Below are 21,588 nucleotides of genomic sequence, written 5' to 3' on the forward strand. Positions count from 1 at the left end.
ATATTTATGTCTTATCAATATGTTAATGTCGAAATTATCCGCAAGGTTGCGGTGATTGAGTTCAACTATAGCCGCAAGCTCAACGCCTTAAGCAAGGTGTTCATCGACGATCTGATGCAGGCGCTGAGCGACCTCAACCGGCCGGAAATTCGCTGCGTCATTTTACGCGCGCCCGGGGGAGCAAAGGTTTTCTCCGCCGGCCATGACATCCACGAATTGCCCGGCGGGCGCCGCGATCCGCTCTCGTATGACGATCCGCTGCGTCAGATCACCCGTATGATCCAAAAGTATCCGAAACCGGTGATCTCCATGGTCGAAGGCAGCGTCTGGGGCGGCGCGTTTGAGATGATCATGAGCTCCGATCTGATCATCGCCGCCAGCACGTCCACGTTCTCTATGACGCCGGTGAATCTCGGCGTGCCCTACAACCTGGTCGGCATTCACAATCTGACCCGCGACGCCGGCTTTCATATCGTGAAAGAGCTGATTTTCACCGCCCTGCCGATTACCGCCCAGCGCGCGCTGGCGGTCGGTATTCTCAATCACGTGGTGGACGCCGACGAACTGGAAGATTTTACCTTGCAGATGGCGCACCACATCTCCGAGAAAGCGCCGCTGGCGATCGCGGTCATTAAGGAAGAGCTGCGCGTGCTTGGCGAAGCCCACACCATGAATTCCGATGAGTTCGAACGTATTCAGGGAATGCGTCGCGCCGTCTACGACAGCGTGGATTATCAGGAAGGCATGAGCGCGTTTATGGAAAAGCGTAAACCTGAGTTCGTCGGCCATTAATCACGCCGGATTAAGGAGTATAAAATGAAACGGATGAGCGCCGATGAAGCGGCGGAGATTATCCAGCACGACCAGATGGTGGCGTTCAGCGGATTCACGCCCGCCGGTTCGCCTAAAGCGCTGCCCGCGGCCATCGCTCGCCGCGCTGATGAATTACATCGGGCGCAGAAGCCTTTTCAGATCCGCTTGCTGACCGGCGCCTCCATCAGCGCCGCCGCCGATGATGCGCTATCGGCAGCCGATGCCGTCTCGTGGCGCGCGCCGTATCAGACCGCCTCCGGACTGCGGCAAAAAATCAACCAGGGGCAGGTGAAGTTTGTCGATCTGCACCTGAGCGAAGTGGCGCAAATGGTCAACTATGGGTTCTTTGGCGAGATTGATGTCGCGGTGATCGAAGCTTCGGCTATCGCGCCGGACGGACGGGTCTGGCTCACCAGCGGTATCGGCAACGCGCCAACCTGGCTGCTGCGGGCGAAGAAAGTGATCATTGAGCTGAATCACTACCACAGCCCGCGGGTTGCCGAGCTGGCCGATATCGTGATCCCCGGCGCCCCGCCGCGGCGCAACAGTATCGCCATCTTTCATGCGATGGATCGCGTGGGCAGCCGGTACGTGCAAATCGATCCGAAAAAGATTGTCGCTGTGGTGGAGACCGAGCTGCCCGACGCCGGAAACGTTCTGGATAACAATAATCCGGTTTGTCAGAAAATTGCCGATAACGTGGTCACCTTTCTGCTGGAAGAGGTGGCTCGCGGACGCATCCCGCCTGAATTTCTGCCGCTGCAAAGCGGCGTGGGCAATATCAACAACGCGGTCATGGCGCGGCTGGGCGAAAATCCGGATATCCCCGCTTTTATGATGTACTCGGAAGTTTTACAGGCGTCGGTGGTTCATCTGCTGGAAACGGGGAAAATCACCGGCGTCAGCGCCTCCAGCCTGACGATATCCGCCGGTTCGTTGCGCAAGATTTACGACAATATGGATTTCTTCGCCAGCCGCATTGTCCTGCGCCCGCAGGAGATCTCCAATCATCCGGAAATTATCCGCCGTCTGGGGGTTATCGCCCTCAACGTGGGGCTGGAGTTTGATATCTACGGTCACGCCAACTCGACGCACGTAGCCGGGGTGAATCTGATGAACGGCATCGGCGGCAGCGGCGATTTTGAACGCAACGCCTGGCTCTCTATCTTTATGGCGCCGTCCATCGCCAAGGACGGGAAGATCTCCACCATCGTGCCGATGTGCAGCCATGTCGATCACAGCGAGCACAGCGTGAAGGCGATCGTTACCGAGCAGGGTATCGCCGATCTGCGCGGGCTATCGCCGCTGCAGCGCGCCCGCGCCATCATTGATAACTGCGCGCATCCGCTCTACCGGGACTATTTACATCGCTATCTGGAGAGCGCTCCCGGCGGACATATTCACCACGACCTCGCCCACACCTTCGACCTGCATCGTAATCTGCTTGAGCACGGTTCAATGCTCGGCTAGCCCTCCGCGCCGTCGCGATCTTCAGTAATGTGCTGAAGCATCGTGGCGGTATAGCGATGATTTTTCAGCGAATAGAGATACTCCTGCACATACATCGCGCTGCCGGGCGCGTCGAAGTACTTCAGCTTCGCCGGATTCACCAGACGCCAGGCGAAGTAAGGAATAACCGTCAAAAACTGCCCGCGCTCTACGGCGCTAATTTTGGCCATAAAGCTGTAGGGGCGATAGATAATCGTCGGGTTGATCCCGCTGGGGCGCATATACGCGTCCAGCATCGCCTCAAAATTGGCCCGGTTCTGGAAACGCATCTGCAGCCAGGGCAGCTCACGTAACAGATCCTGCGGCGGCTTATCTTCATAACGGCGGGAAACAAGAAACCCCAGACGCAGCGGCGCCAGTTCGCTAATGGTCAAATTTTCCAGCTCCTGCACGCGGGGCGAAACATGCTGCGGCGAGATAATAAAATCCAGCTGGCGATCGAACAGGTTATCAATCACGCCATTCTCGCTGAACTCCACGGCCTGGGTGGTTACGCCATCGTATTTATCGCCCAGGCTGATGAGCTGATCGAAAATAATCGTTGGATAGGTATTGTCGATGCCGATAACGATGTTGCGCGAGCGGTGCGCGGAATAGTGAATTTCGTTATCGATGGCCGATAAGCGCTGATAAATGGGAAACAGCTTCTGATAGAGCTCCTGCCCCGCTTTATTGAGGCTGATGCTGTTATCTTTACGGGTAAATAGCGTATAGCCGATCTGATCCTCCAGCGCAGCGATGCTTTTGCCGAAGGGAGACGCGGTCATATGAATTTTTTCCGCCGCTCTGGCAATATTATTGGTCTGCGCCAGCAGAATGAAATTGCGCATCTTTTTCGAAATAAAGATATCCATGCTCACCTCATCGTAGAACAGGGATATATCCTTACTTTATTCAGGGAAAAGACTTTTGTCGCGCTCTCAATTTTACAGATAGTGACAGAAAAAACCCGGCGCGAAGGCCGGGCGACAGGATTACTGCGCGGCTTTGGGTTCTTCAGCGGGTTTCGCCGGTTCCGCAGGTGCTGGCGCAGGCTGTGTCGGCTGCAGCTCAAACACCACGTCCACCTGGTCATCAAACTGAATGGTCGCCTGCTCGTAGGTTTCCTGAGCAGAAACCGGCGCCGCATCGGCTTTCATCATCCGCACCATCGGGCTCGGCTGGTAGTTGGAGACATGATAGCGAACGCTGTAGACGGGCCCCAGTTTGCCGTGGAACCCGGTAGCCAGCTCCTGAGCCTGGTGAATGGCATCATCAATCGCCGCTTTACGCGCTTTATCTTTATAAGCGTCCGGCTGCGCCACGCCCAGTGAAACCGAACGGATCTCATTCAGACCGGCTTTAAGCGCCCCATCTAACAGACCGTTGAGCTTATCCAGCTGGCGCAGCGTCACTTCAACGCTACGCACCGCGCGGTAGCCCTTAAGAATGCTTTTACCGTTCTGATAGTCGTAATCAGGCTGGGTACGCAGGTTAGCTGAGTTAATGTCTTTCTTCGCAATGCCGTTCTTCTCCAGGAAGGAGAGATACTGGGCCACGCGCTCATCGGCCTGCTTTTTAGCGGATGCCGCGTCTTTCGCGGAGACGTTTACTTCAATCGCCAGCGTAGCGATATCAGGAACCGCAGCGACGCTGGCGGTACCTGAAGTGACGATATGTGGGCCGTTTGGCAACTCATTTGCCTGAACTGCCATTGCGCTAAATCCGAGTGCCGCCGCCAGGGCCATGACTTTTAACTTCACTGTCGTTTCTCCATCTTACATTGGTCGTCTATACGCAGACGCATGCCTGCAAGCTTAGCGCGTACGCGGAGAAAGTCCATCGGACAAGGCTTAGTTAAGCAGCGCCTGCACATGAGCGAAGCCGTCCTTCGCCAGCTGGAAGGCAATGACCCACATCACCAGACCGACCAGCACGTTGATAACGCGCTGCGCCTTTGCCGTACGCAGGCGCGGGGCGAGCCAGGCGGCCAGCAGGGCCAGCCCAAAGAACCATAAGAATGAGGCGCTGATGGTACCTAAGGCAAACCAGCGCTTCGGCTCCATCGCCAACTGCCCGCCAAGGCTGCCGAGAACCACAAACGTATCCAGATACACGTGCGGATTCAGCCAGGTGACAGCCAGCATGGTGACGATAATTTTCCAGCGTCCCTGCTTCATCACTTCCGCGCTGGCCAGCGCCAGATTGCTGCTCAAGGCCGTTTTCAGCGCGCCAAAGCCGTACCACAATAAAAAAGCGACGCCGCCCCAGGTCACCAGCGCCAGCAGCCACGGTGACTGCATCAGCAGCGCGCTGCCGCCAAAAATCCCGGCGCAGATCAGCAGCAGATCGCTGATGGCGCACAGCAGAGCAATCATCAGGTGGTACTGACGACGAATGCCCTGATTCATCACAAAGGCGTTTTGCGGACCGAGCGGCAAAATCATGGCCGCTCCCAGGGCAAGGCCCTGAAAGTAATACGATAACATCGCAAGTGATTTCCACTGAAAGAGTCAATGCCGGGGAATATAGCGCGCGGAAATCATTAGAGGAAATTGAAAATTTTAATCGTTAATAAGAACTACTAATAGGGCGCAGAAAAAAGGCCGGACAAACCGGCCTGTATAAAAGAGGAGAATTACTCTGCTTTTTCCTGCGGACGAATGACGTGAACGTCCATCTGCGGATACGGGAAGCCGATGCCATTGGCGTCAAAGTCGCGCTTAATACGCTCCAGAACGTCCCAGTATACGCTTTGCAGATCGCTGCTCTTACTCCATACGCGCACCACGTAGTTCACCGAAGAAGCGCCCAGTTCATTGAGACGCACGGTCATTTCACGATCTTTGAGGATACGTTCATCCGATTCGATGATATTGGTGAGCAGCTGCTTCACTTTATCGATATCAGCGTCGTAGGCCACGCCGATGATAAACTCGTTGCGGCGCACCGGCTCGCGGGAGAAGTTGATGATATTCCCGGCAATGATTTTACCGTTCGGCACCACCACGATTTTGCCATCCGCGCTGCGCAGGGTCGTGGAGAAAATCTGCACGTTCAGCACGGTTCCCGCGATACCGCCAAGGTCAACGTATTCACCGGCTCGGAACGGGCGAAAGACCACCAGAAGGACGCCAGCGGCAAGGTTAGACAGCGAGCCCTGCAGCGCCAGACCGACGGCTAAGCCCGCGGCGCCGAGCACCGCGATCACCGAGGCGGTTTGCACGCCCACGCGGCCGAGAGCGGCGATCAGGGTAAAAGCAATAACGGCGTAGCGTACCAGCGCAGAGAGAAAATCGGCAACGGTGGCATCAATATGCCGCGCCCGCATCAGGCGATTGACGGTGTTGGAAACAATCCGCGCCACGATCAAACCGACAATAATAATCGCGATAGCCGCGACAATGTTGACGGCATAGCTCAGCAGTAACGCCTGATTGCGCACCAGCCATGAACCGGCGTTATTTATGCTATCGACAACGTTCAAATCTTCCATTCAACTTTCCTTATGGATACCCGGACGGGGAAAAAATAACCAAACCTGATAATTACAAACAGGTTAAGGGTAAACAATAAGAGTGCGTTTTGCCAAATTGATCACATTTATTTAGCAACATTTCATGTTGTTCAGATAATAAAAAAGCCCGCATTTCTGCGGGCTTCCGGGTAAGCAACAAACCTTTCTTACAGAACGTCGATCGCGTTCAGCTCTTTAAATGCCTGCTCCAGACGGGTCACCATGGACGTCTGTGCAGCGCGCAGCCATACGCGCGGATCGTAGTATTTCTTGTTCGGCTGGTCTTCGCCTTTCGGGTTGCCCAGCTGGCCCTGCAGGTAAGCTTCGTTAGTTTTGTAGTACTGCAGGATACCGTCCCAGGTTGCCCATTGGGTATCGGTATCGATGTTCATTTTGATCACGCCGTAGCTTACGGAGTCTTTGATTTCCTGAGCGGAAGAACCGGAACCACCGTGGAATACGAAGTTCAGGCTGTTGTGCGGCAGGTTGTGTTTCTTAGAAACGTATTCCTGAGAGTCGCGCAGGATAGTCGGGGTCAGTACCACGTTGCCCGGCTTGTAAACGCCGTGTACGTTACCGAAGGAAGCGGCGATGGTGAAACGCGGGCTGATTTTGCTCAGCTCGGTGTACGCGTAATCAACGTCTTCCGGCTGGGTGTACAGAGCAGAAGCGTCCATGTGGCTGTTGTCCACGCCGTCTTCTTCGCCGCCGGTGCAGCCCAGTTCGATTTCCAGAGTCATGTCCATTTTGGCCATACGCGCCAGGTACTTAGAACAGATCTCGATGTTTTCGTGCAGGGACTCTTCAGACAGGTCGATCATGTGAGAAGAGAACAGCGGTTTGCCGGTTGCGGCGAAGTGTTTTTCACCCGCGTCGAGCAGACCGTCGATCCACGGCAGCAGTTTCTTAGCGCAGTGGTCAGTGTGCAGGATAACCGGAACACCGTAGTGCTCAGCCATCTGATGCACGTGATGCGCGCCAGAGATAGCGCCCAGGATGGCTGCGCCCTGAGGAACGTCAGTTTTCACGCCTTTGCCCGCGATGAACGCAGCGCCGCCGTTAGAGAACTGAACGATAACCGGAGAACGAACTTTTGCAGCTGCTTCCAGAACGGCGTTGATGGAATCAGTACCCACGCAGTTTACCGCTGGCAGAGCAAAGTTGTTTTCTTTAGCTACCTGGAACACTTTCTGAACGTCGTCGCCAGTTATGACGCCCGGTTTTACGAAATCAAAAATTTTAGACATGTTACGTAGTCCTGTATCTGTATCTTCGACCGTTGAAGAAGGTTCGCGAGCTTTTACGCGCGCTGAAAAACAGGCGGGTCTCCCCGCCTGAACTGAATTACTGCTTAGCGCGCTCTTCGAGCATGGCTACTGCCGGCAGAACTTTACCTTCCACGAATTCGAGGAATGCGCCGCCGCCGGTGGAGATGTAGGAGATTTTGTCAGCAATACCGAACAGGTCGATTGCCGCCAGGGTGTCGCCGCCGCCTGCGATGGAGAACGCTTCGCTGTCTGCGATGGCGTTAGCCACGATTTCAGTACCTTTGCGGAAGTTCGGGAATTCGAACACGCCGACCGGGCCGTTCCACAGGATGGTTTTCGCGTTTTTCAGGATTTCAGCCAGTTTCTCTGCGGAAGCATCGCCCAGGTCCAGAATCTGCTCGTCATCTTTGATGTCGTTAACAGATTTCAGGGTAGCGGTTGCGGTTTCAGAGAACTCGGTTGCCACGCGAACGTCAGTCGGAACCGGGATATCGCAGGTTGTCAGCAGGCGTTTCGCTTCGTCAACCAGATCGGCTTCGTACAGGGACTTACCGACGTTGTGGCCCTGAGCGGCAACGAAGGTGTTGGCGATGCCGCCGCCGACGATCAGCTGGTCAGCGATTTTAGACAGGGAGTCCAGAACGGTCAGTTTGGTAGAAACTTTAGAACCACCCACGATAGCGACCATCGGACGAGCCGGTTCTTTCAGCGCTTTACCCAGGGCGTCCAGCTCAGCGGCCAGCAGCGGGCCTGCGCAAGCGACGTCAGCGAATTTGCCGATACCGTGAGTAGAAGCCTGCGCGCGGTGAGCGGTACCGAACGCGTCCATGACGAATACATCGCACAGCGCAGCGTATTTTTTCGACAGCGCTTCGTCGTCTTTCTTCTCGCCTTTGTTAAAGCGAACGTTTTCCAGAACCACCAGCTCACCGGCAGCGACTTCAACGCCGTCCAGGTAATCTTTAACCAGACGTACCGGGTTAGACAGTTTGTCTTTCAGATAGTTAACAACCGGCAGCAGAGAGAATTCTTCGTTGTACTCGCCTTCGGTAGGACGACCCAGGTGGGAAGTGACCATCACTTTCGCACCCTGTTTCAGGGCCAGTTCGATGGTCGGCAGAGAAGCACGGATACGCGCGTCGCTGGTTACTTTCCCTTCTTTAACCGGTACGTTCAGATCCGCACGGATAAAAACGCGTTTACCAGCCAGATCCAGATCGGTCATCTTAATTACAGACATGGTGAATCCTCTCGTTGATTCTTGATAAAGTTTTGCAGGCGCCTGAGCGCCTTACCTGAAACCTTGTGCGGCCATCGCTAACGTAGTGTCGAGCATCCGGTTAGCAAAGCCCCATTCGTTATCGCACCAGACCAGCGTTTTGATCAAATGCGCGCCACTTACCCGCGTTTGTGTGCCATCGACGATGGCGCTATGGGGATCGTGGTTGAAATCTATCGAGACTAACGGCAATTCCGTATAGTCAACTATACCATGAAATGCACCCAGTGCTGCTTTTTGCAGCAACTGGTTGACTTCACTTGCTTTTACCGGTTTTTTCACCGTTACGCTAAGGTCGATCGCCGTCACATTAATCGTCGGTACACGAACCGCGATCGCTTCAAAGCGATCGTTAAACTGAGGGAAAAAACGCGTGATCCCCGCAGCAAGCTTAGTATCAACCGGGATGATTGATTGGCTGGCCGCTCGCGTCCTGCGTAAATCCGGATGCCAGGAATCAATGACCTGCTGATCGTTCATTGATGAGTGGATCGTGGTTACCGTTCCTGACTCTATGCCGTAGGCATCATCTAACAGCTTAATGACCGGAATAATGCAGTTGGTGGTGCAGGAGGCGTTGGAGACGATACGGTGCTCGGTTCTGAGCTCAGCATGGTTTACGCCAAAAACGATCGTCGCGTCGAGGTCGTTGCCGCCAGGGTGTGAAAAAAGCACTTTTCTGGCGCCGGCCTGAAGATGGGCTTCGCCATGCTCGCGGCTGCCGTAAACGCCGGTACAGTCAAGCACCACATCAACCGCCAGTTCCCGCCAGGGCAACGCCTCAAGGGAAGATTCATGCAGAAGACGAATGGCATCGTCGCCAACAAACAGCTGCTCTCTCTCCTGACGTACATCCCAGGCAAAGCGCCCATGGCTGGTGTCATATTTCAATAAATGCGCGATGCCGGCAGCATCCGCCAGTTCATTGATTGCCACCACGGTAATTTCCGCACGACGCCCGGATTCATACAAAGCACGAACCACGTTACGCCCGATGCGACCGAAGCCATTAATCGCAATGCGTATGGTCATAGGTCTCCTGCAAGGCTATCCATGATATGAGGTGGCTGACAGAGTAATGCAGCAACGCTCTAAGGGAAACCTTACCTGTCGCAAACTGCGACTGATTGATTAATTGTCGAACATTTAGACGACTGAAACGCTTCAGCTAGAATAAGCCAAACAAGGAATAAAAGGAATGATTGTCCAGCCGGAGAAACCATTTATCTGACTTACATCACACTTTTACCCTCTCTGCCGCGGAATTTATTCCCTATTCCACAATGACGAATAAGCGTAGCAAAATCTTTTCGTTGCCGGGCGGCAAACACTGATTTATATCAGAAACTATACCGTACAGCGGCGATATGATGACCGTTACGTCCGAGTCTCGGAGTCCCTCGAAAAAATGACAATCCCCCACTTGCAGCCCTCTGCGGCTCGTTACTATGCGCTTCGCTTACTTCCGGGCGATGAGGTTTTTTCACGCCTGCGCGCCTTCATACAAGAGCAACAGATTCAGGCCGCCTGGATAGCCGGCTGTACCGGCAGCTTAAGCGATGCGGCATTACGTTTTGCCGGCCAGGATGAGACAACTTTATTGACCGGAACCTATGAGGTTATCTCCCTGAACGGCACGCTGGAATGGCAAGGTGAACATCTCCATTTAGCGATATCCGATCCGCAAGGCGCCATGCTCGGCGGCCATATGATGCCCGGCTGTACCGTCCGCACCACCCTTGAGCTGGTGATAGGCGAACTGACCTCCCTGGCGTTTAGCCGTCAGCCGTGCGCGGTTTCCGGCTATGACGAACTGGTCATTTCATCCCGATAACTTTTCCCCTTAAAGAGGTTTCTATGGCTCGTCGCCAATTTACCAGCCAGTCCCTGGTGCTGATTGCGATCGCCGTCGCCATCAATATGATCGGCGGACAGCTCATCAGTCTGTTAAAGCTTCCCATCTTTCTCGATTCGATCGGCACCTTAATCAGCGCGGTTTTACTCGGCCCGGTCATTGGCATGTTGACCGGGTTACTGACCAACCTCCTGTGGGGGCTGCTGACCGATCCGATTGCCGCCGCCTTTGCGCCGGTGGCGATGGTGATTGGTCTGGTCGCCGGATGGCTGGCGCGCGCGGGATGGTTCCGCACCTTACCGAAGGTGGTCATTAGCGGCGTTGTCATTACCCTCGCCGTGACCGCGGTCGCCGTACCGCTGCGTACGGCGCTGTTCGGCGGCGTGACGGGCAGCGGCGCGGATCTGTTTGTCGCCTGGATCCATTCGGCAGGTCAGAATCTGCTGGAATCGGTGGCGATTACCGTCTTAGGCGCTAATCTGGTGGATAAAATCCTTACCGCGATTATCGTCTGGATCCTGCTGCGCCAGCTGCCGCTGCGCACGCTGCGTCAGTTTCCTGCGATGTCTGCCGTACGCTAATGCACCCTTTTACGTCATTAACTCTCTGGGCGCTGGCGGCGGCGACTACGCTGCTGCTGCCCGCAGAGACGGCGCTGCCGATTTATAGCGCAGCGGCGTTTCTCAGCTTGCTGCTGTTCAGGGCGACGCGGCGACGGGCAAAATACGTCGCCTGGCTCCTCTTCTCGCTGGGCATTGGCCTGTGGCTGGTCCACGGCGGCTGGTTTACCCAGTGGCTGAGCGGCCACCCTCGCGACCCGCAGCGCTGGGCCAGCGCCATCACGCTGTGGCTGAGAATTCTGGCGATTGTTTCAACGTCACAGCTGTGGATGGAGTACGTACCGGTACAACGCTTTATTCGCGCCCTGTTTGCTTCACGCCTGCCGCCGGGCGTCGCTTATCTGTTCGCTGGCCCGCTGCTGGTTGTCGAACAGCTAAAGCGCCAGCTGACGATTATCCACGAGGCCCAACGCGCCCGCGGCGTACCGCTGGACGAGAACGGCTATCAGCGGCTGCGCGCTATGCCTGCGCTCATTATCCCTCTGACCCACAACGCGCTTAACGATCTGGCGATACGCGGAGCGGCGCTGGATATGCGGGCATTTCGTTTACATCGTCGGCGCACCACGCTTTGGGCGCCGAAAGACAGCGCCTTACAACGTCTGGCGCGTTACGGCATGCTGCTGGCGATGGTCGCTGAAGCTGGAGCCTGGCTATGGTTACGTTAGAACAATTCCGCTATCACCCGACCCAGGCGGCGCGATCTGCGGCATGCTTTGATTTTCATTATTCGCAGCCCGGCATTGTGGCGATTTTTGGCGATAGCGGCAGCGGGAAAAGCACTCTGGCGCAGATTATGGCGGGCTGGTATCCGGATTTTCTGCCCGGCGATATCGAAGGTAAAGGCACCCTGCTTGGTATCCCCATCGGGCAGCAATCGCTGGTCGAACGGGCGCAGACCATCCAGCTGGTCCAGCAATCACCCTATCTCCAGCTTTCCGGCTGTACCTTCAGCGTCGAAGAAGAGGTCGCTTTTGGCCCTGAAAATCTCTGCCTCAGCGAAGAGGAGATTATGCGCCGTATTGACGAAGCGCTGACGCTGACGGCGTGCCAGGCGTTACGACATCGCCACCCCTCCACCCTATCCGGGGGAGAAACCCAGCGCGTGGCGATCGCCTGCGCGCTGGCTATGCGGCCAACGCTACTGATCCTTGACGAAGCCTTTAGCCGCCTGACGGCGCAGGCAAGCGCTATGCTTCTGGAGCGCCTGGGGCACTGGGCGCTGGCGCAGCGTTCGTTGATTATCCTTTTTGAACGCCCCCCTTCGCCTTTTCTTGCCTGGTGTCAGCAGGGATGGCGACTGCACGATGGAGCGCTTTCCCCGCTATGCTAACATTGAATCAGGTGACCTGGCGCTGGCCCGGCGCGACGGCTGACTGTTTGCAAAATATCTCGCTGGCGCTCGGCCAGGGGGAATGGCTGGCGCTCACCGGCGATAACGGCGCGGGAAAATCCACCCTGCTGCGGGTGATGGCCGGACTGCTACCCGCCACGTCCGGTACCGTCAATTTGCTGGATAAGCCGATTGCGCAATACAAAAACCGTCAACGCGCCAATATCATCGGCGTGCTGTTTCAGGAGGCCGAAAACCAGCTCTTCCACAGCAAAGTCGCGGAAGAGGTCGCCTTTGGGCTGCGGCTCCAGAAATTGCCTCCTGCGGAGGTTGCGCAACGCACCGCGGCGGCGCTGAAATTATGCCGGCTGGAGAGCGTAGCCGACGCGCATCCGCTGGATTTACATACCGCCCAACGCAGGATGGTCGCCGTCGCCTCTCTGGAAGCCATGGCGCCAGAAATACTGCTGCTTGACGAACCCAGCCGCGATTTTGACCAGCACTGGCTGGCAATATTTGAAGCGTGGCTGGCGGTTTGCCGCAAAAGAGGGACCAGCGTAGTGGCCATCAGCCACGATGAGGCGTTTACACGGCGGCACTTTTCCCGCCGGGTGCTTCTGGAAAAAGGCAGAGTGCTGAGGATGGTCTGAAAAAGAAACGGGCCGCCAGAGCGACCCGTTTTTTACGGTGGCAGCCAGAGTTTTTACCCGGAGGCGGTGCTGCGCACCTTCCCGGGCTACCCGACCGCGCTGGCCCGTAGCCCGGAGGCGGTAAAAGAACTACAGCAGCGCTTTCGCTTTCGCGACCACGTTATCCACGGTGAAGCCAAACTCTTCAAACAGCTGCTCCGCCGGCGCAGACTCACCGAAGGTGGTCATGCCAACGATCGCGCCGTTCAGGCCCACGTATTTGAACCAGTAGTCGGCGATACCCGCTTCGATGGCCACGCGCGCAGAGACGGCTTTCGGCAGCACGGCTTCACGGTAAGCGGCATCCTGCTTGTCGAACGCGTCGGTGGACGGCATGGAAACCACGCGCGCCTTCACGCCTTCGGCAGTCAGTTTTTCGTAAGCGGCAACCGCCAGCTCCACTTCAGAACCGGTGGCGATGAAGATCAGCTCCGGCTGTCCCGCGCAGTCTTTCAGCACGTAGCCGCCGCGGGCGACGTTCGCCAGCTGCTCTTCGGTACGCTCCTGCTGCGCCAGGTTCTGACGGGAGAGGATCAGCGCGGTCGGGCCGTCCTGACGCTCTACGCCGTATTTCCACGCGATGGCGGATTCCACCTGGTCGCACGGACGCCATGTGGACATGTTCGGCGTGACGCGCAGGGAAGCCACCTGCTCAACCGGCTGGTGCGTCGGGCCGTCTTCGCCCAGACCGATGGAGTCGTGGGTGTAGACCATCACCTGACGCTGTTTCATCAGCGCCGCCATACGTACCGCGTTACGCGCGTACTCGACGAACATCAGGAAGGTGGAGGTGTACGGCAGGAAACCACCGTGCAGGGCGATGCCGTTGGCAATCGCGGTCATACCGAATTCACGTACGCCGTAGTGGATATAGTTACCGGCAGTGTCTTCGTTGATGGCCTTAGAGCCGGACCACAGGGTCAGGTTACTTGGCGCCAGGTCAGCAGAGCCGCCGAGGAACTCAGGCAGCAGCGGGCCGAAAGCTTCAATGGCGTTCTGGGATGCTTTACGGCTGGCGATTTTCGCCGGGTTAGCCTGCAGATTCGCGATGAATTCGTTCGCTTTCGCGTCGAAATCAGCCGGCATCTCGCCTTTCATACGGCGGGTAAACTCGGCAGCTTCCTGCGGGAAGGCTTTGGCGTAGGCGGCGAATTTCTCGTTCCACGCGGACTCTTTCGCCTGGCCTGCTTCTTTGGCATCCCACTGGGCATAGATTTCAGACGGGATTTCAAACGCCGGGTGTTTCCAGCCGAGCGCTTCGCGGGTCAGCGCGATTTCCGCGTCGCCCAGCGGCGCGCCGTGGGAGTCGTGGGTACCGGCTTTGTTCGGCGAACCGAAACCGATGATGGTTTTGCACATCAGCAGGGACGGTTTGTCGGTGACCGCACGCGCTTCTTCTACCGCGCGTTTAATCGAGTCAGCATCGTGACCGTCAACGCCGCGCACCACGTGCCAGCCGTAGGCTTCAAAACGCTTCGCGGTGTCATCGGTGAACCAGCCTTCCACGTGACCGTCGATAGAGATGCCGTTGTCGTCATAGAACGCCACCAGCTTGCCCAGTTTCAGGGTACCGGCCAGGGAGCATACCTCGTGAGAGATACCTTCCATCATGCAGCCGTCGCCCATAAACGCGTAGGTGAAGTGGTCAACAATGTCGTGGCCCGGGCGGTTGAACTGCGCCGCCAGAGTTTTCTCCGCGATGGCCATACCAACCGCATTCGCAATACCCTGCCCCAGCGGACCGGTGGTGGTTTCCACGCCCGCGGTGTAGCCGACTTCCGGGTGACCCGGGGTTTTAGAGTGCAGCTGACGGAAGTTCTTCAGCTCTTCAATCGGCAGATCATAACCGGTGAGGTGCAGCAGGCTGTAAATCAGCATGGAACCGTGGCCGTTGGACAGGACAAAACGGTCGCGGTCGGCCCAGGACGGGTTCTGCGGGTTATGATTCAGGAAATCACGCCACAGGACTTCGGCAATGTCAGCCATACCCATCGGGGCACCCGGGTGACCGGATTTGGCTTTCTGTACTGCGTCCATGCTCAGCGCACGAATAGCGTTAGCAAGCTCTTTACGTGAGGACATTTTGACTCCAGATCGGATAATGAAGGCCATGCCCGCAACGACTTGACGACAGCGCGTTTTGGGCTACGCCGGAAAAAAGTGTGAACAATGTAACCTAAGCGGCAAAGCATGTACATGGAGCATCCTTTTGCCGTTTAAGAAATCTCTGGAACACGTTGTGCTACGGCGTAATCCTCTCGCCCGCATTCTCATATAGTATTTATAATTTGCACAGGATACGGCAGGCAGCCATCGCCGTTTTTTCGGATAAATAACCATAAGATTGTGGAAGATAAAAAAATGAAAATTCGCTCAGCTCTTCTTGCCCTTGGGATCGCAGCCACGCTTACCGGATGCCAGAACATGGATTCCAACGGCCTGCTTAGCTCCGGCGCGGAGGCTTTCCAGGCTTATTCGCTCAGCGACGAGCAGGTGAAAACCTTAAGCGACAAAGCCTGTCAGGAGATGGATGCGAAAGCGACTATCGCGCCTGCCAGCAGTGAATACAGCAAACGCCTGAGTAAAATCGCCGCCGCGCTGGGGGATAACATTAACGGTCAGCCGGTGAACTACAAGGTGTATCAAACTAAAGACGTTAACGCCTTCGCCATGGCTAACGGCTGCATCCGCGTTTACAGCGGACTGATGGATTTGATGAATGATAATGAAGTCGAAGCGGTTATCGGCCACGAAATGGGCCACGTCGCGCTGGGCCACGTGAAGAAAGGGATGCAGGTAGCGCTGGGCACCAACGCGGTACGCGCGGCGGCGGCCTCCGCGGGCGGCATCGTCGGCAGCCTGTCGCAGTCGCAGCTGGGCGATCTGGGCGAGAAGCTGGTGAACTCGCAGTTCTCCCAGCGTCAGGAATCGGAAGCGGACGACTACTCGTACGATCTGCTGCGCAAGCGCGGCATTAATCCGGCAGGACTTGCCACCAGCTTCGAGAAACTGGCGCAGCTGGAAGCCGGACGCCAAAGCTCCATGTTTGATGACCACCCGGCATCGGAAGCCCGCGCTCAGCATATCCGCGATCGCATGAAGGCCGACGGGATTAAGTAAGCCCCGGCTCCCCAAGTGGCATAACAAACAGAATTGGGGGAGCTTATCGGTATGCCGGGTAGCGGCTCACACCTTACCCGGCAACACAATCTGCACTTATTCTTAGGCCGGTGCAAGCACTGCGCCTCCAGGTCGTTCGAGGAAAACGCACGCTGTGAGCGACCTAATTACTCGCCTTTTTTCGCCGCCTGAATGTAGAGCATTTCCAGCGCCAGCGTCGCCGCCGCCAGGGCGGTGATTTCTGACTGGTCGTAGGCCGGCGCGACTTCCACCACGTCCATGCCGACGATGTTCAGATCCTTCAGGCCGCGCACCAGCTTGATCGCACGATCGGAAGTCAGCCCGCCGATCACCGGCGTACCGGTACCCGGGGCAAACGCCGGATCCAGGCAGTCGATATCAAAGGTCAGGTACACCGGCATATCGCCGACGATCTGTTTCACCTGCGCAATCACATCGTCAACGCTGCGATCGTTGACCTGGCCCGCATCCAGCACCGTGAAGCCGTTGTCTTTATCAAACTCGGTACGGATACCGATCTGCACCGAATGATTCGGATCGATCAGGCCTTCGTTCGGCGCGGTGTAGAACATGGTGCCGTGGTCAAATTCGCAGCCATTGGCGTAGGTATCGGTATGGGCGTCGAAATGCACCAGCGCCATTTTGCCAAAGTGCTTCGCGTGAGCGCGCAGCAGCGGCAGCGTCACAAAGTGGTCGCCGCCAAAAGAGAGCATGCGTTTTCCTGCCGCCAGCAGTTTTTCCGCGTGGGCCTGCAGCTTTTCACTCATTTCACGCGCGTCGCCAAAGGCGTAAACCAGATCGCCGCAGTCCACGACGTTCAGGCGCTCGCGCATGTCAAAATTCCACGGGAAGCGGTTGTGCTCCCACGCAAGGTTCGTCGACACCTGGCGGATCGCCGCCGGGCCATGACGGCCGCCCGCGCGTCCGGAGGTCGCCATATCAAACGGTACGCCGGTGATGACCCAGTCCGCATCGCTGTCGTACGGCATGAAATTCATCGGTAGACGCAGAAAACCAAATGCGTTGGATACCAGGGAGTTATCGTATTGATGACCTAAGGTGCTCATGGGTATGACCTCTTTTACAGTCGTTGTATTGAAATACAAATATAAAAAAACCCTTCCGCGTCGTTAGGCCCGACGAGGAAGGGTTTGAATGAGTTTACTGCTTAGTTGGCCGAATTATCGCCGTAAATGTCTACGCGTTCAAGTGAGTCTGGCAAGTGGTGAACCAGGCCTCTCCCTCCCTCTTCCCTCTCCGCTACGGAGAGGGCATAGATCACTCGTCTTCCAGATAAGTGTAGCCGTATAAACCGGCCTCGAACTCTTCAAGGAACTGCTGCTGCAGGTCAGCGTCGAGATCGGTCTTTTTCACCTGATCGCGGAACTGGGTCAACAGCGTGTTCGGATCGAGCTGCACGTACTGCAGCATATCCGCGACGGTATCCCCTTCATCAGACAGCTCCACTTCGACGCTGCCGTCAGGGAAGACAAACACGTCGACGGCTTCCGTATCGCCGAACAGGTTGTGCATATTGCCGAGGATCTCCTGGTAGGCGCCTACCATAAAGAAGCCCAGCATCGGCGGGTTATCCGGATCGTATTCCGGCATCGGCATGGTGGACGCAATACCGTCGCCATCCACATAGTGGTCAATCGCGCCGTCGGAGTCGCAGGTGATATCCAGCAGCACCGCGCGGCGTTCCGGCACCATATTCAGCCCTTCCAGCGGCATCACCGGGAATAGCTGATCGATACCCCAGGCGTCCGGCATCGACTGGAACAGGGAGAAGTTGACGTAGATCTTATCCGCCATACGCTCCTGCAGTTCGTCGATAATTGGGCGATGCGCGCGGTTGCTGGGATCGAGCTGTTTCTGCACTTCATGGCACATATTGAGATACAGCTGCTCGGCCCAGGCGCGCTCCTGAAGATTAAAGGTGCCGGAGGAGTAGCCGATATGAATATCGTGCAGATCCATCTGGCTGTCGTGCAGCCATTCGCGCAGCGAGCGGCGATTGCCGGTTTCCTGCATCTCCTGCCAGGTTTCCCACATGCTTTGCAGAGGACGCGCGGCGTCTTCCGCGGGCGGGGTCGCCTCGGTATATTCGTTACGCTCAACGCCGATAATATTCGATACCAGCACGGTGTGGTGCGCCGTGACCGCGCGGCCGGATTCGGTGATCACCGTCGGGTGCGGCAGGCCATTCTCTTCACAGGCATCGCCAATCGCCCAGATGATGTTGTTGGCGTATTCGTTCAGGCCATAGTTCACCGAGCAGTCGGACTGCGAACGGGTCCCTTCATAGTCGACGCCGAGACCGCCGCCAACGTCGAAGCACTGAATATTCACGCCCAGCTTGTGCAGCTCAACGTAGAAACGCGACGATTCACGCACGCCGGTGGCGATATCGCGAATATTGGCCATCTGCGAGCCAAGGTGGAAGTGCAGCAACTGCAGGCTGTCCAGATGCCCGGCTGAGCGCAGAATTTCAACCAGCTGCAGAACCTGGGTCGCCGCGAGGCCAAATTTGGATTTTTCGCCGCCGGAGGACTGCCACTTACCGGAGCCCTGCGAAGCCAGACGCGCGCGCACGCCGAGACGCGGCACCACGTTCAGCCGCTCGGCCTCTTCCAGCACGATGGCGATTTCGGACATTTTCTCGATGACCAGATAGACCTTGTGGCCCATCTTTTCGCCCACCAGCGCCAGGCGGATATATTCACGGTCTTTATAACCGTTACAGACAATCACGCTGCGGGTCATACCGGCGTGCGCCAGTACTGCCATCAGCTCGGCCTTCGAGCCGGCTTCCAGGCCCAGCGGCTCGCCGGAGTGGATCAGCGATTCAATCACGCGGCGATGCTGGTTAACCTTGATCGGATAAACCAGGAAGTAGTCACCGTTATAGCCATAAGATTCGCGCGCGCGTTTAAAGGCGGCGTTAATCGAACGCAGGCGGTGCTGCAAAATCTGCGGGAAGCAGAACAGCGCAGGCAGGCGCTGCCCCTGAGCTTCACGCGCTTTCACCAGCTCGGCAAGGTCAACGCGCGCTTCCGGGACGTCAGGATCCGGGCAGACGCTAATATGGCCCAGTTCGTTAACGTCGTAGTAGTTATTACCCCACCAGGCAATATTGTAAGTACGTAGCATCTTGCTGGCTTCCTGGGAGCTCATCGCAACCTCCTGCATGGAACGTAGTACACCGTGATCGCCTGCTGACGAAGGCGAAGATAAAGACATGTCGTCAGACATAGCGAACCTCAAATTTTAGTAACAAGTGTAAAACAGTTGACTACTATCGCAATCCGAAGAAGCGATAACAACCCATAAACAGTCCGAAATCCCAGTAGATAGTGCTGGTCTTGCGGCTGAGCGACCGGTTTCTTATTCATATCATCGTAAAACACGTACCCGAACGGAGTATGACAGTCCGGAGAAACCACGAGAAAACCCTTGCTATCGCAAGAGCGCCCTTGTTCAGTTTTCCAGCAGCCTGCCGGCCCGGGAATCCTGAGAAGCGCCGAGATGGGTAGAACATCGGCTGGTTTGCATGAGAGAGATGCGGATTGAGGAGTAGTGACGCGCGACGGAACGACGCGACGAATCAGGCGAAAAACGTGGGTTCATTATCTGGTATCACCTCCACACTGCCCCGAGTCGGGCCAGCGACAAGCCAAAGCTATAGGTTCCGGACAGCCAGCGAAAACGCCGCTGCGGGACTCTGTCAATAGAGACTGCTTAACCCGGCTGGAAGTGGCGTCACGAGGTGAGTGCTCGTGCGCTGTTTTAATGAGCCGCGCGCGGCGTTTTATACCGAGAAGCGGGGTAAAAAGCAAAATAAAAATATGCGCGTTGCCGGGTATTGTCAGGAAAAATTGCCACTGCCCTTTTTCTATAAATGCGACGAATATCAAAAAAGGCTGGAAATGGGGTCAAGAACTGCCCTAAAATAGCCGTCCAGAAGTTAATCCATCTATACTGATTAACACTCAGACTGCTCGTGTCACTACCTGCAAGCTTTGGTAGAGTCATCCGTCAAAGCCATTCTACACAACAGTATGAGCTACCCGAATCGTCCACAGGTGAAATAAAACATGGCAAAACACCTCTTTACGTCAGAGTCCGTATCAGAAGGGCATCCCGACAAAATTGCTGACCAAATCTCCGACGCCGTGCTGGATGCGATCCTCGAACAGGATCCGAAAGCGCGCGTAGCATGTGAAACCTACGTCAAAACCGGTATGGTTCTGGTCGGTGGTGAAATCACCACCAGCGCATGGGTTGATATCGAAGAGATCACCCGCAACACGGTCCGTGAAATTGGCTACGTGCATTCCGATATGGGCTTTGACGCCAACTCCTGCGCGGTGCTGAGCGCCATCGGTAAACAGTCTCCGGACATCAACCAGGGCGTTGACCGTGCCGATCCGCTGGAACAGGGCGCGGGCGACCAGGGCCTGATGTTTGGCTACGCCACTAACGAAACCGACGTGCTGATGCCGGCGCCGATCACCTATGCGCACCGTCTGGTGCAGCGTCAGGCTGAAGTGCGTAAAAACGGCACCCTGCCGTGGCTGCGCCCGGATGCGAAAAGCCAGGTCACCTTCCAGTACGACGACGGCAAAGTTGTCGGTATTGATGCGGTCGTTCTCTCCACACAGCACGCCGAAAGCATCGATCAGAAATCGCTGCAGGAAGCGGTGATGGAAGAGATCATCAAACCGGTTCTGCCGACCGAGTGGCTGAACAGCGCAACCAAATTCTTTATCAACCCAACCGGCCGTTTTGTTATCGGCGGCCCCATGGGCGACTGCGGCCTGACCGGGCGTAAAATCATCGTTGATACCTACGGCGGCATGGCTCGTCACGGCGGCGGCGCGTTCTCCGGTAAAGATCCGTCTAAAGTGGACCGTTCTGCGGCCTACGCGGCGCGCTATGTGGCGAAAAACATCGTTGCCGCCGGCCTGGCCGATCGTTGCGAAATCCAGGTTTCCTACGCCATCGGCGTGGCGGAGCCAACTTCAATCATGGTTGAAACCTTCGGTACCGAAAAAGTGCCTTCTGAGCAGCTGACCCTGCTGGTGCGCGAGTTCTTTGACCTGCGTCCGTATGGCCTGATTCAGATGCTGGATCTGCTGCACCCGATCTACAAAGAGACGGCGGCATACGGCCACTTTGGCCGCGAGCATTTCCCGTGGGAAAAAACCGACAAAGCGGCCCAGCTGCGCGAAGCGTCCGGTCTGAAATAAGACGCCGCTCTCCTCGCTTTCAAGGCCAGCCTCGCGCTGGCCTTTTTATTTTACGCCCCTCAGCCGCCCGGCATACCGCCTGCAACTCCCTTTTATGGAAGCGATTACATCATATGCAGAGCAAACCTTTTCCGTTATTGCATGCAAAATGTAATAAGACTTCACTTTGTTACACAATATTTCAGTAAAGTCCGATTAGCGCTTTTAATTTCTTGAGCTAAACTTAATTAATATACTGATTTAAATGCGTTTATAGTCATTACGTTTCTTTACTCTAGTGTAACCGATTACACGGCCGTGATTACTATCACATTTTTTTACGACGTATTTACC

21 protein-coding genes are annotated in these 21,588 nt (G+C 56.2%); 9 read left to right on the forward strand and 12 right to left on the reverse strand.

Translation table 11 applies throughout. From position 1 onward, the window contains the following. Positions 1-6: 6 nt before the first annotated feature. A complete protein-coding gene (scpB, locus tag ABLU96_RS22810) occupies positions 7-792 on the forward strand; it encodes a methylmalonyl-CoA decarboxylase (protein ID WP_014226812.1) in 786 nt (261 codons plus the stop codon). Between the two features lie 24 nt (positions 793-816). Beyond that, on the forward strand, positions 817-2,283 hold the full coding sequence (locus ABLU96_RS22815) for a succinate CoA transferase (RefSeq protein WP_348862839.1): 1,467 nt from the start codon (positions 817-819) through the stop codon (positions 2,281-2,283). Here the strand turns inward: ABLU96_RS22815 and ABLU96_RS22820 are convergent. The 7 genes from ABLU96_RS22820 to epd all read right to left on the reverse strand — a co-directional run bounded on the left by ABLU96_RS22820 (position 2,280) and on the right by epd (position 9,397). Continuing rightward, a complete protein-coding gene (locus tag ABLU96_RS22820; protein WP_064404231.1) occupies positions 2,280-3,176 on the reverse strand; it encodes a LysR family transcriptional regulator in 897 nt (298 codons plus the stop codon). The two genes, ABLU96_RS22815 and ABLU96_RS22820, sit on opposite strands and share 4 nt — an antisense overlap. 120 nt (positions 3,177-3,296) lie before the next feature. Further along, positions 3,297-4,064 (reverse strand): oxidative stress defense protein, encoded by a 768-nt coding sequence (locus ABLU96_RS22825; RefSeq protein WP_048260402.1) that lies wholly within the window; start codon positions 4,062-4,064, stop codon positions 3,297-3,299. 90 nt (positions 4,065-4,154) lie between these two features. Next, positions 4,155-4,790 (reverse strand): arginine exporter ArgO, encoded by a 636-nt coding sequence (gene argO / locus ABLU96_RS22830; protein ID WP_014226816.1) that lies wholly within the window; start codon positions 4,788-4,790, stop codon positions 4,155-4,157. Between the two features lie 149 nt (positions 4,791-4,939). Continuing rightward, entirely contained in the window at positions 4,940-5,797 is an 858-nt protein-coding gene (locus tag ABLU96_RS22835; protein WP_014839522.1) for a small-conductance mechanosensitive channel MscS, read from the reverse strand. Positions 5,798-5,985: 188 nt separating this feature from the next. Further along, positions 5,986-7,065, reverse strand: coding sequence for a class II fructose-bisphosphate aldolase (fbaA, locus tag ABLU96_RS22840; protein WP_009654956.1), 1,080 nt, complete (start codon positions 7,063-7,065; stop codon positions 5,986-5,988). A gap of 97 nt (positions 7,066-7,162) precedes the next feature. Next, entirely contained in the window at positions 7,163-8,326 is a 1,164-nt protein-coding gene (gene pgk, locus ABLU96_RS22845) for a phosphoglycerate kinase (RefSeq protein WP_004105627.1), read from the reverse strand. A gap of 51 nt (positions 8,327-8,377) precedes the next feature. Continuing rightward, complete coding sequence (epd, locus tag ABLU96_RS22850) at positions 8,378-9,397, reverse strand: erythrose-4-phosphate dehydrogenase (protein WP_014226819.1); 1,020 nt, start codon at positions 9,395-9,397, stop codon at positions 8,378-8,380. Positions 9,398-9,773: 376 nt separating this feature from the next. Between epd and ABLU96_RS22855 the strand changes: the two genes are divergently transcribed. Genes ABLU96_RS22855 through ABLU96_RS22875 form a run of 5 tightly spaced genes read left to right on the forward strand, consistent with a single transcriptional unit; the run spans position 9,774 to position 12,823 of the window. Continuing rightward, entirely contained in the window at positions 9,774-10,199 is a 426-nt protein-coding gene (locus ABLU96_RS22855) for a PPC domain-containing DNA-binding protein (RefSeq protein ID WP_048260411.1), read from the forward strand. Positions 10,200-10,222: 23 nt separating this feature from the next. Further along, positions 10,223-10,801, forward strand: a complete 579-nt coding sequence (locus ABLU96_RS22860) for an ECF transporter S component (RefSeq protein WP_014226821.1) — start codon at positions 10,223-10,225, stop codon at positions 10,799-10,801. Then, on the forward strand, positions 10,801-11,508 hold the full coding sequence (locus tag ABLU96_RS22865; protein WP_038423621.1) for an energy-coupling factor transporter transmembrane component T: 708 nt from the start codon (positions 10,801-10,803) through the stop codon (positions 11,506-11,508). Before ABLU96_RS22860 ends, ABLU96_RS22865 begins: the two co-directional genes overlap by 1 nt. Beyond that, on the forward strand, positions 11,496-12,173 hold the full coding sequence (locus ABLU96_RS22870) for an energy-coupling factor ABC transporter ATP-binding protein (protein WP_025105947.1): 678 nt from the start codon (positions 11,496-11,498) through the stop codon (positions 12,171-12,173). The genes ABLU96_RS22865 and ABLU96_RS22870 overlap by 13 nt, the downstream gene beginning before the upstream one ends. Continuing rightward, positions 12,167-12,823, forward strand: coding sequence for an ATP-binding cassette domain-containing protein (locus ABLU96_RS22875; RefSeq protein ID WP_049078801.1), 657 nt, complete (start codon positions 12,167-12,169; stop codon positions 12,821-12,823). Before ABLU96_RS22870 ends, ABLU96_RS22875 begins: the two co-directional genes overlap by 7 nt. 129 nt (positions 12,824-12,952) lie before the next feature. On the opposite strand, the gene tkt is transcribed toward ABLU96_RS22875, so the two are convergent. After that, positions 12,953-14,944 carry a transketolase gene (gene tkt, locus ABLU96_RS22880; RefSeq protein WP_064404235.1) on the reverse strand — a complete coding sequence of 664 codons (1,992 nt, stop codon included), beginning with the start codon at positions 14,942-14,944 and terminating at the stop codon, positions 12,953-12,955. A 279-nt stretch (positions 14,945-15,223) separates the two neighbouring features. On the opposite strand from tkt, the gene ABLU96_RS22885 reads away from it, so the two are divergent. Then, positions 15,224-15,982, forward strand: coding sequence for a M48 family metallopeptidase (locus tag ABLU96_RS22885; RefSeq protein WP_025105944.1), 759 nt, complete (start codon positions 15,224-15,226; stop codon positions 15,980-15,982). A 167-nt stretch (positions 15,983-16,149) separates the two neighbouring features. Here the strand turns inward: ABLU96_RS22885 and speB are convergent, their stop codons facing one another. The 4 genes from speB to ABLU96_RS22905 all read right to left on the reverse strand — a co-directional run bounded on the left by speB (position 16,150) and on the right by ABLU96_RS22905 (position 19,633). After that, positions 16,150-17,070, reverse strand: coding sequence for an agmatinase (gene speB / locus ABLU96_RS22890; RefSeq protein ID WP_004205166.1), 921 nt, complete (start codon positions 17,068-17,070; stop codon positions 16,150-16,152). A 211-nt stretch (positions 17,071-17,281) separates the two neighbouring features. Next, the gene (gene speA, locus ABLU96_RS22895; RefSeq protein ID WP_074189003.1) at positions 17,282-19,258 is read right to left on the reverse strand and encodes a biosynthetic arginine decarboxylase; all 1,977 of its coding nucleotides are present in this window, start codon (positions 19,256-19,258) and stop codon (positions 17,282-17,284) included. Between the two features lie 8 nt (positions 19,259-19,266). Beyond that, a complete protein-coding gene (yqgB, locus tag ABLU96_RS22900; RefSeq protein WP_075210876.1) occupies positions 19,267-19,398 on the reverse strand; it encodes an acid stress response protein YqgB in 132 nt (43 codons plus the stop codon). An 85-nt stretch (positions 19,399-19,483) separates the two neighbouring features. Beyond that, positions 19,484-19,633, reverse strand: coding sequence for a hypothetical protein (locus ABLU96_RS22905; RefSeq protein WP_155774231.1), 150 nt, complete (start codon positions 19,631-19,633; stop codon positions 19,484-19,486). A 467-nt stretch (positions 19,634-20,100) separates the two neighbouring features. Here ABLU96_RS22905 and metK point away from each other — a divergent pair, with 467 nt between their 5' ends. Then, the gene (gene metK / locus ABLU96_RS22910; RefSeq protein ID WP_014226830.1) at positions 20,101-21,255 is read left to right on the forward strand and encodes a methionine adenosyltransferase; all 1,155 of its coding nucleotides are present in this window, start codon (positions 20,101-20,103) and stop codon (positions 21,253-21,255) included. The last annotated feature ends 333 nt before the right edge of the window (positions 21,256-21,588 follow it).

The sequence above is a fragment of the Klebsiella sp. CN_Kp106 genome (assembly GCF_040064575.1).
Lineage (GTDB): Bacteria > Pseudomonadota > Gammaproteobacteria > Enterobacterales > Enterobacteriaceae > Klebsiella > Klebsiella michiganensis.

Bases quoted from the DNA above. Each gene is read 5' to 3' on its own strand.
- tkt (WP_064404235.1), bottom strand. From the start codon at position 14,944: ATGTCCTCACGTAAAGAGCTTGCTAACGCTATTCGTGCGCTGAGCATG.
- pgk (WP_004105627.1), bottom strand. From the start codon at position 8,326: ATGTCTGTAATTAAGATGACCGATCTGGATCTGGCTGGTAAACGCGTT.
- ABLU96_RS22905 (WP_155774231.1), bottom strand. From the start codon at position 19,633: ATGAACCCACGTTTTTCGCCTGATTCGTCGCGTCGTTCCGTCGCGCGT.
- ABLU96_RS22855 (WP_048260411.1), top strand. From the start codon at position 9,774: ATGACAATCCCCCACTTGCAGCCCTCTGCGGCTCGTTACTATGCGCTT.
- ABLU96_RS22865 (WP_038423621.1), top strand. From the start codon at position 10,801: ATGCACCCTTTTACGTCATTAACTCTCTGGGCGCTGGCGGCGGCGACT.
- epd (WP_014226819.1), bottom strand. From the start codon at position 9,397: ATGACCATACGCATTGCGATTAATGGCTTCGGTCGCATCGGGCGTAAC.
- metK (WP_014226830.1), top strand. From the start codon at position 20,101: ATGGCAAAACACCTCTTTACGTCAGAGTCCGTATCAGAAGGGCATCCC.
- speA (WP_074189003.1), bottom strand. From the start codon at position 19,258: ATGTCTGACGACATGTCTTTATCTTCGCCTTCGTCAGCAGGCGATCAC.
- argO (WP_014226816.1), bottom strand. From the start codon at position 4,790: ATGTTATCGTATTACTTTCAGGGCCTTGCCCTGGGAGCGGCCATGATT.
- yqgB (WP_075210876.1), bottom strand. From the start codon at position 19,398: ATGAATAAGAAACCGGTCGCTCAGCCGCAAGACCAGCACTATCTACTG.
- ABLU96_RS22875 (WP_049078801.1), top strand. From the start codon at position 12,167: ATGCTAACATTGAATCAGGTGACCTGGCGCTGGCCCGGCGCGACGGCT.
- scpB (WP_014226812.1), top strand. From the start codon at position 7: ATGTCTTATCAATATGTTAATGTCGAAATTATCCGCAAGGTTGCGGTG.
- ABLU96_RS22815 (WP_348862839.1), top strand. From the start codon at position 817: ATGAAACGGATGAGCGCCGATGAAGCGGCGGAGATTATCCAGCACGAC.
- fbaA (WP_009654956.1), bottom strand. From the start codon at position 7,065: ATGTCTAAAATTTTTGATTTCGTAAAACCGGGCGTCATAACTGGCGAC.
- ABLU96_RS22885 (WP_025105944.1), top strand. From the start codon at position 15,224: ATGAAAATTCGCTCAGCTCTTCTTGCCCTTGGGATCGCAGCCACGCTT.
- speB (WP_004205166.1), bottom strand. From the start codon at position 17,070: ATGAGCACCTTAGGTCATCAATACGATAACTCCCTGGTATCCAACGCA.
- ABLU96_RS22870 (WP_025105947.1), top strand. From the start codon at position 11,496: ATGGTTACGTTAGAACAATTCCGCTATCACCCGACCCAGGCGGCGCGA.
- ABLU96_RS22820 (WP_064404231.1), bottom strand. From the start codon at position 3,176: ATGGATATCTTTATTTCGAAAAAGATGCGCAATTTCATTCTGCTGGCG.
- ABLU96_RS22835 (WP_014839522.1), bottom strand. From the start codon at position 5,797: ATGGAAGATTTGAACGTTGTCGATAGCATAAATAACGCCGGTTCATGG.
- ABLU96_RS22860 (WP_014226821.1), top strand. From the start codon at position 10,223: ATGGCTCGTCGCCAATTTACCAGCCAGTCCCTGGTGCTGATTGCGATC.